Source organism: Georgenia sp. X1117 (genome assembly GCF_057784635.1).
Map to the genome: position 1 here is coordinate 3,236,984 of NZ_CM173492.1, position 13,497 is coordinate 3,250,480.

Genomic DNA, 13,497 nt, shown 5'->3' on the forward strand with positions numbered 1-13,497 from the left:
CACTGCGTCGCGGGCATCGCTCTGCCCACCCGAAGGCACCCTCGCTGCTCATGTGAGCGAAGAGGGCGCGAATGTTGCGCGCATGTGCGCGGAGCGGCCATCCTGGTCGGACCAGCGCACCGGTCGCCAACGGGTGGCCCGCGGCGTGCGCACCACCAGCGAACACGGAGGTTCGAAGGATGTCAGACGGCCCCTACCTGCTCGGGATCGACATGGGTACCGGCGGTGCCCGCGCGGGTGTCTTCGACGCCGCCGGCACCATCAAGGGCGTCCACGCCACCGAGTGGGCCACCTCCTTCCCCCGCCCCGGCCGCGCCGAGCAGGACCCCGACGCCTGGTGGACCTGCATCGTCGCCGCCGTCCGCGGAGCGCTCGAGCAGGCGAAGGTGTCCGCCGACGCCATCGCCGGCATCTCGGTGGACGCCACGAGCGCCACCGTCGTCGCCGCGACCAAGGACGGCAAGCACCTGCGCCCGGCGCTGCTGTGGATGGACGTGCGCGCCACCGAGGAGACCGAGACCCTCGCCGCCACCGGCGACCCCGCGCTGAAGTACTCCGGCTACGGCCGCGTCTCGGCCGAGTGGGGCGCGCCGAAGTCGATGTGGCTGCGCAACAACGAGCCCGAGATCTTCGCCCAGGCCGACGTCCTCGTCGACTGCACCGACTGGCTCGTCCACCGCCTCACCGGCGAGTGGACGATGTCCCTCAACCACGCCGCCGGCAAGTACTTCTACGACACCTCGGTGGGCGGCTGGCCGACCTCCCTGTACGAGAAGGCCGGCGCCGCCGACGTCCTGGAGAAGTTCCCCGAGCGGATCCTGCCGGTCGGCACCGCCGTGGGCGGTCTGCGCCCGGGCGTGGCCGACGAGCTCGGGCTCGCCGCCGGCACCCCGGTCGCCGAGGGCGCCATCGACGCGTACGCCGGCGCCATCGGGCTCGGCGTCGTCGAGCCCGGCAAGATGGCCCTCATCACCGGATCGAGCCACGTGATGATCGGCCAGTCGCCCGTCCCGCTGCACGCCGAGGGACTGTGGGGCTCCTACACCGACGCCGTCGTGCCGGGGGAGTGGACCGTGGAGGCCGGGCAGGTCTCCACCGGGTCGGTCGTCGCCTGGTTCCGCGACCACCTCGCCCGCCGCGCCAACGAGCGGGCCGCCGCCGAGGGCCGCAACGCCTACGAGATCCTCGACGAGATGGCCGCCGAGGTGCCGATCGGCTCCGAGGGCCTGGTGCTGCTCGACCACTTCCAGGGCAACCGCTCGCCCTACTCCGACCCGCGCTCGCGCGGCGTGTTCTGGGGCCTGACCCTCGGTCACGGCGAGAGCCACATGTTCCGCGCCATCCTCGAGGGCATCTGCTTCGGTACCGAGAACATCTTCCGCACCATGCGCGACAACGGCTTCCCGCCGGAGGAGGTCGTCGTCTCCGGCGGCCCGGCCAAGAGCCGGTTCTGGATGCAGATGCACGCCGACGTGTCCAACCTGCCGATGACCTTCACCGACGTCCGCGAGGGTCCGCTGCTCGGCTCGGCGATGATGGCCGCCGTCGGGGCCGGCGTGCACGCCGACCTGCCCGCCGCCGCCAAGGCCATGGTCCGCACCGTGGAGGTCATCGAGCCCGACGCCGAGGCCCACGAGGCCTACCGGCACAACTTCCAGGCCTACGTCGACACCTACGACGCGATGAAGGACCTCATGCACGACATGTCCCGCCACGTCGACGAGGCCTGACCTACCGCCACCATCACCGCCACCCGAGCACCCGAGCTCACGAGCACCCGAAGGGATCACGAGCACCACATGACCGAGAAGATGAAGGCAGCCGTCCTCCACGCCGTCGGAGACGTCCGCACCGAGGAGGTCGACCGGCCCACGCCCGGCCCGGGCGAGGTGCTGCTGAAGGTCGCCGCCTGCGGCGTGTGCGGGTCCGACCTGGACCGCATGTTCAAGAAGGGCGCCCACAAGCTCCCGCTCATCACCGGCCACGAGTTCTCCGCCTGGGTCGCCGAGCTCGGCGAGGGTGTCACCGACCTGGCCGTCGGCGACCTCGTCACGGTGCCCCCGATGCTGCCCTGCTTCGAGTGCGCCCCGTGCGTGGCCGGCCACTACAGCCTGTGCGAGGACTACGACTACTACGGCTCGCGCCGCCACGGCGCCTACGCCGAGTACGTCGCCGGCCCGGCCAAGCTCCTGCTCAAGGTGCCCGCCGACCTCGACCCGCGGGCCGCCGCCATGGTCGACCCCTCGGCGATCGCCCTGCACGCCCTGCTGCGCACGAAGCTGGCGCCGGGCAAGCGCGTGGCCGTCGTCGGGGCGGGCGGGCCGATCGGCCTGTTCGCCATCCAGTGGGCCCGGCTCGGCGGGGCGCTCGACGTCCTCGCCGTCGACCTGTCCGAGGAGAAGGCGGAGCTCGCCCGCCAGGCCGGCGCCACCGCGACGGCCACGACCCCGGAGCAGGCCACCGAGGCGGCCGGGCTCGGCTACGACATCGTCGTCGAGTGCTCCGGCCACCCGGTCGCCGAGGACCAGGCCGTCGGGCTGGCCGGCCGGCACGGCGAGGTCGTCCTCATCGGCATCCCCAACGCCGACGTGACGATCAGCGACAAGAACTGGGCCCGCATGATGCGGCTCGAGATCGACATCAAGGGCTCGTGGAACTCCTTCTCTGCGCCGTTCCCGGGCACCGAGTGGACGACCACGGTCGAGGCCATGCACCAGGGCCTGCTCAAGTGGGAGTTCATGATCACCCACGAGCTCGGCCTGGACGAGGTGGGTGAGACCATCGAGGCGATGTACAACCGCACCATCCACTCCTCGAAGGTGCTCTTCCTCCCGCACGGCAAGCAGTAACGAGGCACGACGTGGCGGCGCCGACGAGGGTCGGCGCCGCCACGCCGTCCGGCGCGTCGTGCCGGCCGGTCCGGGTCGCCCGGTCCGCCGTGCTCACCCGTGCGGGTCGCCCCGGCAGGGCCGGCACCGGCACGACGACGCACCACCACCCGCACGACGACGAACGACCATCAGCACGGAGGAGGGACCCATGCGGAGCGACGACAGCGAGCGCGACCTCCTGCTGCTGCGCGTGGCCACGCTCTACCACGAGCAGGAGCTCACCCAGCAGGAGGTGGCCGAACGCCTCCACCTCACCCGCTGGCAGGTCGGGCGCCTGCTCCAGGAGGCACGCCGCACCGGCATCGTGCGCATCGAGATCGTCCACCCCCGCGCCCGCTCGCACGCGCTGGAGGCCGCGCTCGTCGACCGCACGGGGCTGAGCGGCGCAGTCGTCGTGCCGCCCGCCCGGGACCCGCTGTCCACCCGGGAGCGGGTGGCGGCCGCCGCCGGCGAGCTGCTCGCCGACCTCAAGGAGGCGCCCGCCACGCTCGCGGTGTCCTGGGGCCGGACGATGAACGACCTCGCCGCGCAGATCCCGCCGTCGTGGGCGGACGGCACCACCGTGGTCCAGGCCAACGGCGGTCTCTCCCAGCCCGGCCCCTCCGACCCCGCGCGCGTGGTGGCGGAGCTGGCCCGGCAGGCCCGCGGCACGGCCGTCTTCCTCCAGGCGCCCACCATCGTCGACTCCCCGGAGCTCGCCCGGATCCTCATGTCCGACGGCTCCGCGCGCCGCGTGCTGGACCGGGCCCGCGCCGCCGACGCCCTCCTCTTCGCCCTGGGCGAGCCGGTGGAGACCTCCGTACTGGTCGAGACCGGCAACATCAGCGCCGAGGAGGTCCAGCGCCTCGTCGCCCACGGCGCCGTCGGGGACGTCCTCGGCCGCTTCATCGACTCCGACGGCCGCTCGGCCGACCCGGCCCTCGACGCGCGCACCGTGGGCCTCACCCTGGACGAGGTGCGCGCCTCCCCGCTGGCCATCGCCATCGCCGCCGGCGCCAACAAGACCGCGGTCGCCCGGGCCGCGGTCGCCCACGGCCTGTGCGACGTCCTCGTCACCGACGAGGAGGTCGCCGCCGCCCTGCTCGAGACCTTCCCGCCCGCCGGGAGCCCCGACGGTGCGCCGGCCGGCGACGCACCGGCCGACGCGCCCGCCACCCAGCCGTCCCCACGTACCCGTCAGCAACGACAAGGAGCACAGCCATGAGCCAGCCCACCCGCACCGAGGTCGCCCAGCTCGTCGACCACACGCTGCTCAAGCCGGAGTCCACCCCCGACGACGTCGCCGCCCTCGTGCGCGACGCCGTCGCCCTGGGCACCTACTCGATCTGCGTCTCGCCGAACCTCGTCCCCGTCGAGGTCCCCGAGGGCCTCAAGGTCGCCGTCGTGTGCGGGTTCCCCTCCGGCGCGCACGCCGCGGAGGTCAAGGCCGCCGAGGCCGCCCGCTCCGCCGCCGACGGCGTCGACGAGATCGACATGGTCATCGACCTGTCCCTGGCCCGCACCGGCCGCTACGACGCCACCGAGGCCGAGATCCGCGCCGTGCGCGAGGCCGCCCCCGGCGTCGTCCTCAAGGTCATCATCGAGTCCGCCGCGCTGACCGACGAGCAGATCGTCGCGGTGTGCGAGGCGGCCGAGCGCGCCGGCGCCGACTTCGTCAAGACCTCCACCGGCTTCCACCCCGCCGGCGGGGCGACCGAGCACGCCGTCGCGCTCATGTCGAAGACCGTGGGCCCGCGCCTCGGCGTCAAGGCCTCCGGCGGGATCCGCGACACCGAGAAGGCGCTGGCCATGATCGCCGCCGGGGCGACCCGCCTGGGCCTGTCCGGCACGGGCGCCGTGCTCGACGGCCTGGCCGACTGACCAGGTCCTGCTGACCGGGGACGGGGAGCGACACATGCCGGGCGACGGGGACGGGCGCATGCTCACCTACGAGTACCAGGCCGACGGCACCATGGCGCTGGTCCGGCGCCCCGTCCCCGCCGCCGAGCCGGGCGGGATCACGGTCGACGTCGTCGCCTCGGGCCTGTGCGGCACGGACCTGAAGATCGCCCGCGGCGAGCACCGCATGTTCCCGCCCGGCACCGTGCGGGTCCCGGGCCACGAGATCGTCGGCCGGGTGCGCGAGGACCGCTCCGGGGCGGCCGCGCTGGCGCCCGGCACCCTCGTCGCGCTCGCCCCCAGCCTCGGCTGCGGCACCTGCCCCGCCTGCGCCGGCGGCCGCCCCAACATCTGCGGGAACTACGCGGGCCTCGGCCTCACCCTCGACGGCGGGTTCGCCGAGGTCGTCGCCGTCCCCGCGCGCGGGGTCGACGGCGGCAACGTGCTGCCCGTGGCCCCCGGGATCGACCCCCTCGACGTCGTCCTCACCGAGCCGGTGGCCGCCGTCCACCGGGGGCTTGAGCCCCTCGACCCCGGCCCGGGGGACACGGTGCTGGTCCTGGGCGCCGGACCCATCGGTCTCATCGCGGTGCTGCTGGCCCGCCTGCGCGGGGCGAGCCGGATCATCGTCAGCCAGACCTCCGCGCCCCGGCGCGAGCGCGCGGCCGAGCTCGGCGCCGACCACACGATCGACCCGCGCGCCGAGGACCTCCTCGACCGCGTCGCCGAGCTGACCGACGGGCGCGGGGCGGACTGCGTCGTCGTCGCCACCCCGGTGCCCGAGGTGCTGGGCCAGGCGCTGCGAGCCGCTGCCGTCGGCGGGCGCGTGAACTTCTTCGCCGGCATGCCCGCCGGCCGCTCCGAGGTGCTCCTCGACGCCAACCTGGTGCACTACCGCGAGCTCGTCGTCACCGGCTCGGCGTCGAACACCCCGCAGGACAACGCCGAGGCCCTGGCCATCCTCTCCGCCGACCCGCGGCGGTTCCGCGCCCTGGTCACCGACCGGTTCCCGCTCGAGCAGGCGCCGCAGGCCCTGGCCCGGGCCACCTCCGGCGACGCGCTCAAGGTGGTGCTCGAGCCGTAGGACACTGGGGCCATGATCGAGATCCTCAGCCCCGACGAGGTCGCGCGCGGCCGCGTCACCGGCGCCGTGGTGGCGAACATCCTGCAGACCCTGCGCGAGCGCGTCACCGCCGGCACCAACCTCCTCCAGATCGACCGCTGGGCCGAGGAGATGATCGTCCGCGCAGGGGCCACCTCCTGCTACGTCGACTACGAGCCGTCCTTCGGGCGCGGCCCGTTCGGCCACTTCATCTGCACCGCGGTCAACGACGCCGTCCTGCACGGCCGGCCGCACGACCGCGACCTGGTCGACGGCGACCTGCTCACCCTCGACCTCGCCGTCATCACCCACGGGGTGGCGGCCGACGCGGCGATCAGCTTCGTCGTCGGGGAGCGGCCCGACCCGGTGGCCGACGCGCTCATCGGGGCCACGCGCCGCGCCCTGGCGGCGGGCATCGAGGCCGCCGGCCCCGGGGCGAGGATCGGGGACGTCTCGCACGCGATCGGCACGGTGCTCACCGAGGCCGGCTACCCGGTCAACACCCAGTTCGGCGGGCACGGCATCGGCACGACCATGCACCAGGACCCGCACGTGCCCAACACCGGCCGCCCGGGACGCGGATTCGTGCTGCGCCCCGGGCTCATGCTGGCGATCGAGCCGTGGGTGATGGCGGACACCGACGAGCTCGTGGTCGACGACGACGGCTGGACGCTGCGCAGCGCCACCGGGTCGCTCGCCGCCCACTCCGAGCACACCATCGCCATCACCGACGACGGCGCGGACATCCTCACCCTGCCCTAGCGCCGACCCTGGCCCCTAGCGCCGTCGTGCGCCGTCGTGCGCCGTCGTGCGCCGAGGTGGACCGAACTCGTCCGAGGTAGACGTCGACGCAGTCCACCTCGGACGGCTGTGGTCCACCTCGGCGGGCGGGACGGGCCTCAGACCCGTTCGACCGCCTCGGCCATCGCCCCCAGCAGCACCGCGACGGAGATCGCCCCCGGATCGGGGTGGCCGACGCTCCGTTCACCCAGGGACTTGGACTTGCCGAACCCCGAGACCAGCTCGGCCGAGCGCTCGGCCCCGGCCTCGGCCGCGTCGGCGGCGGCCCGCGCGGTCGCGACGAGGCCCTGCCCGACGGCGTCGCGCGCGGCCTCCGCGGCGGGCACCAGCGCGTCGAGCATCGTCTTCTGCCCGACGGCGGCCTTGCCCCGCTTCATCACCTGCTCGGCGCCGACCGCGAGGGCGGCGGCGTACCCCTCGGCGTCGAGGGTGTCGGTGGTCAGGGTCTTGCCGGGTGCCCGGAACAGCGTGCCGAAGATGGCCCCCGAGGCACCGCCGCTGGTGGCGAGGACCGCCGAGCCGACCTCCTTGTAGACCTCGCCGACGGTGGCCGGCGAGGCGGCCTCGAGGGCGGCCCGGCCGGCGGCGAACCCGCGGGCCATGCCGACCCCGTGGTCGCCGTCGCCGATGGCCTGGTCCGCGCGGGTGAGCCTCTCCTTGGCCGCGACGATCGCGTCGCAGCCGGCCAGCAGCACCTCATGCAGCTGGTCGATGGTGAGCTTCTCGGCCATCGCTCAGCCCTGGGAGTAGGGCAGCGAGCGGCACGGGGCGGCCAGCAGCCGCTCGAGCTCGTCGTCCAGGCGCAGCAGGGTCAGGGAGAAGCCGGCCATCTCCTGGGAGGTGAAGTACGAGCCGACGTCGGTGCGCACCACCTCGATGCCCTTGGCCTCGAGCACCTCGCGGGCCTTGCGGTTGACCACGAGCAGCTCCATGAGAGTGGTCGCACCCAGGTTGTTGACGAGCAGCGCGACCCGGTCGCCGGCCGCGTAGGGCAGGTCCGCGACGATCTTCTCGAGGATCTTCTCGGTCAGCTCGTCGGCGGGCATCATGCTCGAGCGCTCGACGCCGACCTCGCCGTGCATGCCCAGGCCGATCTCGATCTCGTCGTCGCCGAGCTCGAAGGTGGGCTCACCGGTCTCCGGCAGCGAGCCGGCCCGGACCGCGACGCCGAGCGTGCGGGTGGCGCCCTGCGCCTTGCGGACCACGGCCTCGGCAGCCTCGAGCGAGTCGGCCTCGGCGCAGGCGGCGCCGGCGATCTTGACGACGTAGAAGGCGCCGCCGATGCCGCGGCGGGTCTCCGGGTCGTCGGTGGCGACGTCGTCGTTGACCAGGACGGTGGCGGTGGCGATGTCGTCGTCGTCCTCGGCGAGCTCGGCGCCCATGTCGAAGTTGAGGACGTCCCCGGCGTAGTTGCCGTAGAGCAGGAGCACGCCCTTGCCGCGGTCGGCGGCGGTGATGGCCTCCTGGACGTGCTGCGGGGCGGGGGCGGCGAAGATGTGGCCCGCGACGCTGGCGTCGGCCAGGCCCGGGCCCACGTAGGCGGTGTACATCGGCTCGTGGCCGGATCCGCCGCCGATGACGAGGCCGACCTTGCCGTCCTCGATGCCCTCGCGGACCAGCACGCGCGACCCGGGCTCGCGGCGCAGGGCACCGTGGGAGGCCAGGACCATGCCGTCGAGCACCTCGTCGACGAGGTTCTCCGGGTCGTTGATGATCTTCTTCGCCTGGGGCATGACGCACCTCGCTGTCGTCCGGGCGGGTGCGCCGTCGGGCGGATCCCGGTGGTGCCGGGGGCGTCGACCGCTCACCGCATCGTGAGAAGTTCTCAGCGTTGATCGCTGCGTGGTTCAGCGTACTCGCGGCGGGTGCGGACGCCAGGTCCCGGTCGTGAACGTGCTCATCTGAGCGCGGGGCACGGCTGCCGGGTCCGCGGTCCGTGCGCTGGCGGTTCGTCCTGCACTGTCCTGCGCCGAGGTGGACCCTGCCCGTCCCAGGTGGACTGCGCCGACGTCGATCTCGGCCGAGTTCGGTCCACCTCGGCGCGGGAGGAGCGGGTGTGCGGGAGGAGCGGCTCAGCCGAAGGTGAGCAGCGCGGCCGTGCCCGGTTCGAGCAGGACCGCGCCGTCGCGCTCGCCGAGGTCCGTGGACGCGTGGGTGACGGTGGTGTCTCCAGGGACCTCCACCGGGTCGGGCCCCATGGCCAGCGCGAGATGGCGGTGGTCGAGGACGAGCACGAGCGCCCCGTCCGCGGGCTCGTAGATCCCCAGGTAGCCGTCGGCGGCGAGGAGCTCACGACGCAGCCGCAGCCAGGTGCGCAGCCGCTCGAAGGGGGAGCGGTTGTCGTGCCGCTGGGGCACGAGGGAGGCGACGAGCGCACCCATCGCTCCGACGCCGTGCGCAGCCGCCTCGTCCTGCCCGGCCTCCTCGCTCTGCCCGGCCTCGACGGCGAGCCCGAGCTCGACGCCCTGGCGCAGGTACACGCTGCCCGGCAGCATGATCGTCAGCGCCGTCATCGCCCGTACGCGGTCGGCGCGCTCGGCCGGCGTGAGCCCGCGCGACCAGGTCGGCGGCTCGGCGGGGGACGGGCCGGTGGCCAGCGTCCAGGCGGGCTGGGCCGGGATCGGCTCGTGCACCGAGTACACCCCGGCCAGCGCCTCCTGCACCGCGGCGCTGGACCAGGCCACGCGCGCCAGGCGGTCGTCGCGGGTGGCGTGCAGCCAGTCCTCGTGCAGCACCTCGGCGTAGTCGGCCAGGCGCTCCCCGCGCACGCCACCGACGAGGGCCGCCTCGGACTCGGCGGCGTCGGCCACGGACGCGGCCGCAGCACCAGCCGTGCCGGCACCGGCCGAGCCCACGCCCGCAGATCCGGCAGCCACGCCCGCGGCCCCGGACTCCGCGAGCTCGGCCTGCAGCTCGCCGGTGGCGGTGCGCTCGGTGCCGAGGTCGATGCCGTCCACGCCCAGGTCCAGCCAGCGCCGCGCCCGCACCACCAGGGCCGCGCCGGTGTCGCCCCCGCCGACCGGCACCACCGAGGCGAGCACCCGCACCGACCTCCGGTGCGCCCGGTGGACCAGGGCCGCCACGGCCTCGCGGACCGCCTCGTGGCGCGGGTCGAGCTCGGCGGCGGACAGGAGGATCGCGTCGCACCCGAGGGAGGCGACGTGCGAGACGTGCGCGGCGACGTCGTGCAGGGCGGCAAGCGTGGTCACCGGCGCGGTCTCGTAGACCGCGGCGCGCGAGAACCACGGCAGCGGGACCCGCGGGCGCCCGTGCAGCATGCGCGTGGCGCGGGGACCGCCCACGGCGCTCGTGGTGATCGTCGCGAGTGCCATCGCAGGACATTGTGGACCCGGTCGGTGGCCCGACCAAGCGCGCGCCTAGACTTGGACGGTGAGCGGATCGGTGGAGCAGGGGCCCAGGAACGTGCCCACGCCCTACGTGCCGACCGACGCCCGCCGCTTCTGGCCCGAGGAGGGCAAGAACCCCCGTCGTTCGCCCTTCCAGCGCGACCGCGCGCGCGTCCTGCACTCCTCGGCGCTGCGCCGGCTCGGTGCGAAGACGCAGGTGCTCGGCCCCAGCTCGGACGATTTCGTGCGCACGCGGCTGACCCACTCCCTCGAGGTCGCCCAGGTCGGGCGTGAGCTCGGCCAGGCCCTGGGCTGCGACCCCGACGTCGTCGACGCCGCCTGCCTGTCCCACGACCTCGGCCACCCGCCGTTCGGGCACAACGGCGAGCGCGCCCTCAACGAGGTGGCCGCCGGCATCGGGGGGTTCGAGGGCAACGCGCAGACCCTGCGCCTGCTCACCGCGCTCGAGCCCAAGATCATGACCACCCAGGGCGAGGCGGTCGGCCTCAACCTCACGCGCGCCACCCTCGACGCCACGGTGAAGTACCCGTGGACCGCCGGCCAGGGCCCGGTCCGCGCCGACGGCACCATGACGCACAAGTTCGGGGTCTACGCCGAGGACGCGGCCACCTTCGCCTGGCTGCGCGAGGGCGCCCCGCCACGGCACCGTTGCCTCGAGGCCCAGGTGATGGACCTGGCAGACGACGTCGCCTACTCCGTCCACGACGTCGAGGACGCCGTCGCCGGTGGCCGGGTCGACCTCGCCGAGGTGCGGGCCGACCGCGCGCAGGACGGCGTCGTCGCCCAGGTGCGCGCCTGGTACGACCCCGAGCTGAGCGACGACGCGATCGGCGCCGCTCTCGACCGGGTGCTCGCCCTGGACGTCGTCCCGACCCGCTTCGACCACACCTGGGCGGGGCTCGCCGCGCTGAAGGACATGGCCAGCCAGCTCATCGGCCGGTTCTGCGCCGCCGCCGAGGACGCCACCCGGGAGCGCTTCGGCGAGGAGCCGCTCGCCCGCTACGCCGCCGACCTCGTGGTCCCCGACGCCACCACGGCGGAGATCCTCGCCCTCAAGGGCGTGGCCGCCCACTACGTCATGGCCCCGCGCGAGACCGAGCCGCTGTACCTCGCCCAGCGCACCATCCTCTTCGACCTGGCCGACGCGCTCGTCGCCGGCGGCCCGGGCGTTCTCGAGCCGCACATGGCCGAGCGTTGGCGCGCGGTGGGCTCCGACGACGAACGGCTCCGGGTGGTCGTCGACCAGATCGCCTCGCTCACCGACACCTCCGCCCAGCAGTGGCACGCCCGGCTGTGCGGGATGCTCTCCGAGGTGTACTGATGGCGTCGGGCATGATCCGCCGCGAGGACATCGAGGCGGTCAAGGAACGGGTCCGCATCGAGGAGGTCGTCGGCGCGCACGTCACCCTGCGCACGGCGGGCGTGGGGTCGATGAAGGGGCTGTGCCCGTTCCACGACGAGCGCACCCCCTCCTTCCACGTGCGCCCCCAGGTGGGGGTGTGGCACTGCTTCGGCTGCGGCGAGGGCGGGGACGTCGTCAGCTTCGTCCAGCGCATCGAGAACCTGTCCTTCGCCGAGGCCATCGAGCTGCTGGCCGACCGGGTCGGCGTCGAGCTGCGCCGCGAGGACGGCGAGGGACGCACCCGCACCGCCCCGGCCGGCGAGCCGGGCCGGCGCCAGCGGCTGGTGGAGGCCAACCGGCTGGCCGCGGAGTACTTCGTCGAGCAGCTCTCCTCGCCGGGGGCCGCCCCGGCGCGCGCCTTCCTGGCCGAGCGCGGCTTCGACTCGCGCGCCGCCGCCCACTTCGGGCTCGGCTTCGCACCCGAGGGCTGGGACCACCTGCTGCGCCACCTGCGCGGACGCGGGATCACCGAGGCCGAGCTCGTGGGGGCGGGCCTGGTCTCCGGAGGGCAGCGCGGGGTCTACGATCGGTTCCGCGGGCGCCTCATCTGGCCGATCCGCTCCACCACCGGCGAGCCTCTGGGCTTCGGGGCGCGCAAGCTGCTGGAGTCCGACCAGGGGCCGAAGTACCTCAACACCCCCGAGACCCCGCTCTACCGCAAGTCCCACGTGCTCTACGGCATCGACCTGGCGCGCAAGGAGATCGCGAAGAAGCGGCAGGTCGTCGTCGTCGAGGGCTACACCGACGTCATGGCCGCCCACCTGGCCGGGGTCACCACGGCCGTGGCCACCTGCGGGACCGCCTTCGGCGAGGACCACGTGCGCATCGTGCGGCGCCTCCTCGGCGACGTCGGCGACGCCGCCTCGGGCGTGCTGGCCGCCGGCGGCGCGCGCGGCGGGGAGGTCGTGTTCACCTTCGACGGCGACGCCGCCGGGCAGAAGGCCGCCATCCGCGCCTTCGACGAGGATCAGCGCTTCGCGGCGCAGACCTTCGTCGCCGTCTCGCCGGGCGGCACCGACCCGTGCGACCTGCGCCTCGAGCGCGGCGACGCGGCGGTGCGCGAGCTCGTCGCCGGCCGCGAGCCGCTCTTCGAGTTCGTCATCCGCTCCTCGCTGGCCTCCCTCGACCTGGGCACCGCCGAGGGGCGCGTGGCCGGCCTGCGCTCGGCGGCTCCCGTGGTCGCCGCGATCCGCGACCGCTCCCTGCGCGGGGAGTACGCGCGCGAGCTGGCCGGCTGGCTGGGGATGGACGACGTCGCCGTGCGCCAGGCGGTGCGCTCCGCCGAGAACGCCGCCCGTCGCTCCGGCCAGGGCGGGCCCGGTCCCGGGCAGGGCGGGCCCGGTCAGGGGCCCGACGGCGGGGCACGGGGCCCGTACGAGTCTCGCCCCGTGCCGGGCGGCGCGGGCGGTCCTCGTGGTGCGGCCGGTGGGCCGGGCGCGGGGGGTGCCGGCGGCGCGGGTGGCTGGGACGGACCCGGTGGTGGCCGTGCCGGCGCCACGGCCGGCGGCTGGACCGGCGCGGGCCGGCCGGGCCCGGAGGACCCGGTGGCCCGGCTCGAGCGGCAGGTCCTCGAGGTCGCCCTCCAGCTGCCCGCCGATGCGGCGGCCGCCGGCTTCGACTCCCTGGCCGCCGACACCTTCACCGTGCCCTCCTACCGCGCCGTGCACGACGCCGTGCGCGCCGCCGGCGGCGTCGCCACCTTCGCCGAGCACCTCACCGGGCGGCGCCAGGCCGGTGCCGGGGAGGAGGCCGCGCAGCGGGAGGCGGCCGCCCACTGGGTCGAGGCCGTGCGGGAGAACGCCGTGGGTCCCCTGGCCGACGCCGTGACCGCGATGGCGGTCGCCCCCCTGCCCGCCGACCGGCCCGCGGCGCTGAAGGAGTACGCGCGCGGCGTCGTCGTCGCGCTGGTCCGGATGGGACTGACCCGGCTCATCGGGGACGCCAAGGGCGAGCTGCACCGCACCGATCCCGAGGACCCGGCCTACGCGCAGCGGTTCGCCGCGCTGATGGAGCTCGAGGCGAGACGACGCTCCCTCGGCGCGCCGTAGCGGTCCG

At 74.7% G+C, this 13,497-nt stretch carries 11 protein-coding genes; 8 read left to right on the forward strand and 3 right to left on the reverse strand.

Features of this window, described 5'->3' with window-relative positions; all coding sequences use genetic code 11:
- Positions 1-179 precede the first annotated feature (179 nt).
- The 6 genes from AC3D3D_RS14895 to map all read left to right on the forward strand — a co-directional run bounded on the left by AC3D3D_RS14895 (position 180) and on the right by map (position 6,633).
- On the forward strand, positions 180-1,730 hold the full coding sequence (locus AC3D3D_RS14895; protein WP_463662410.1) for an FGGY-family carbohydrate kinase: 1,551 nt from the start codon (positions 180-182) through the stop codon (positions 1,728-1,730).
- A 69-nt stretch (positions 1,731-1,799) separates the two neighbouring features.
- Entirely contained in the window at positions 1,800-2,849 is a 1,050-nt protein-coding gene (locus AC3D3D_RS14900) for a galactitol-1-phosphate 5-dehydrogenase (protein ID WP_463662409.1), read from the forward strand.
- A 190-nt stretch (positions 2,850-3,039) separates the two neighbouring features.
- Positions 3,040-4,095, forward strand: coding sequence for a sugar-binding transcriptional regulator (locus tag AC3D3D_RS14905; protein WP_463662408.1), 1,056 nt, complete (start codon positions 3,040-3,042; stop codon positions 4,093-4,095).
- Positions 4,092-4,751 (forward strand): deoxyribose-phosphate aldolase, encoded by a 660-nt coding sequence (deoC, locus tag AC3D3D_RS14910; RefSeq protein ID WP_463662407.1) that lies wholly within the window; start codon positions 4,092-4,094, stop codon positions 4,749-4,751. The genes AC3D3D_RS14905 and deoC overlap by 4 nt, the downstream gene beginning before the upstream one ends.
- A gap of 34 nt (positions 4,752-4,785) precedes the next feature.
- Positions 4,786-5,853: a zinc-binding dehydrogenase gene (locus tag AC3D3D_RS14915; RefSeq protein ID WP_463662406.1), complete on the forward strand. Its 1,068-nt coding sequence runs from the start codon at positions 4,786-4,788 to the stop codon at positions 5,851-5,853.
- Between the two features lie 12 nt (positions 5,854-5,865).
- Positions 5,866-6,633: a type I methionyl aminopeptidase gene (map, locus tag AC3D3D_RS14920; protein ID WP_463662405.1), complete on the forward strand. Its 768-nt coding sequence runs from the start codon at positions 5,866-5,868 to the stop codon at positions 6,631-6,633.
- 137 nt (positions 6,634-6,770) lie between these two features.
- Here map and dhaL read toward each other — a convergent pair whose 3' ends face one another.
- The 3 genes from dhaL to AC3D3D_RS14935 form a co-directional block, all read right to left on the reverse strand.
- Positions 6,771-7,403: a dihydroxyacetone kinase subunit DhaL gene (gene dhaL, locus AC3D3D_RS14925; protein ID WP_463662404.1), complete on the reverse strand. Its 633-nt coding sequence runs from the start codon at positions 7,401-7,403 to the stop codon at positions 6,771-6,773.
- Positions 7,404-7,406: 3 nt separating this feature from the next.
- Positions 7,407-8,405, reverse strand: coding sequence for a dihydroxyacetone kinase subunit DhaK (locus tag AC3D3D_RS14930; RefSeq protein ID WP_463662403.1), 999 nt, complete (start codon positions 8,403-8,405; stop codon positions 7,407-7,409).
- 339 nt (positions 8,406-8,744) lie between these two features.
- Positions 8,745-10,004 carry an alpha-amylase family protein gene (locus AC3D3D_RS14935; protein ID WP_463662402.1) on the reverse strand — a complete coding sequence of 420 codons (1,260 nt, stop codon included), beginning with the start codon at positions 10,002-10,004 and terminating at the stop codon, positions 8,745-8,747.
- Between the two features lie 58 nt (positions 10,005-10,062).
- On the opposite strand from AC3D3D_RS14935, the gene AC3D3D_RS14940 reads away from it, so the two are divergent.
- Positions 10,063-11,361 carry a deoxyguanosinetriphosphate triphosphohydrolase gene (locus tag AC3D3D_RS14940; protein ID WP_463662401.1) on the forward strand — a complete coding sequence of 433 codons (1,299 nt, stop codon included), beginning with the start codon at positions 10,063-10,065 and terminating at the stop codon, positions 11,359-11,361.
- Positions 11,361-13,490, forward strand: a complete 2,130-nt coding sequence (gene dnaG / locus AC3D3D_RS14945; protein ID WP_463662400.1) for a DNA primase — start codon at positions 11,361-11,363, stop codon at positions 13,488-13,490. The genes AC3D3D_RS14940 and dnaG overlap by 1 nt, the downstream gene beginning before the upstream one ends.
- Positions 13,491-13,497: the final 7 nt, after the last annotated feature.

Coding starts and splice junctions, on each gene's coding strand:
- AC3D3D_RS14895 (WP_463662410.1), top strand. CDS start 180: ATGTCAGACGGCCCCTACCTGCTCGGGATCGACATGGGTACCGGCGGT.
- AC3D3D_RS14900 (WP_463662409.1), top strand. CDS start 1,800: ATGACCGAGAAGATGAAGGCAGCCGTCCTCCACGCCGTCGGAGACGTC.
- AC3D3D_RS14905 (WP_463662408.1), top strand. CDS start 3,040: ATGCGGAGCGACGACAGCGAGCGCGACCTCCTGCTGCTGCGCGTGGCC.
- deoC (WP_463662407.1), top strand. CDS start 4,092: ATGAGCCAGCCCACCCGCACCGAGGTCGCCCAGCTCGTCGACCACACG.
- AC3D3D_RS14915 (WP_463662406.1), top strand. CDS start 4,786: ATGCCGGGCGACGGGGACGGGCGCATGCTCACCTACGAGTACCAGGCC.
- map (WP_463662405.1), top strand. CDS start 5,866: ATGATCGAGATCCTCAGCCCCGACGAGGTCGCGCGCGGCCGCGTCACC.
- dhaL (WP_463662404.1), bottom strand. CDS start 7,403: ATGGCCGAGAAGCTCACCATCGACCAGCTGCATGAGGTGCTGCTGGCC.
- AC3D3D_RS14930 (WP_463662403.1), bottom strand. CDS start 8,405: ATGCCCCAGGCGAAGAAGATCATCAACGACCCGGAGAACCTCGTCGAC.
- AC3D3D_RS14935 (WP_463662402.1), bottom strand. CDS start 10,004: ATGGCACTCGCGACGATCACCACGAGCGCCGTGGGCGGTCCCCGCGCC.
- dnaG (WP_463662400.1), top strand. CDS start 11,361: ATGGCGTCGGGCATGATCCGCCGCGAGGACATCGAGGCGGTCAAGGAA.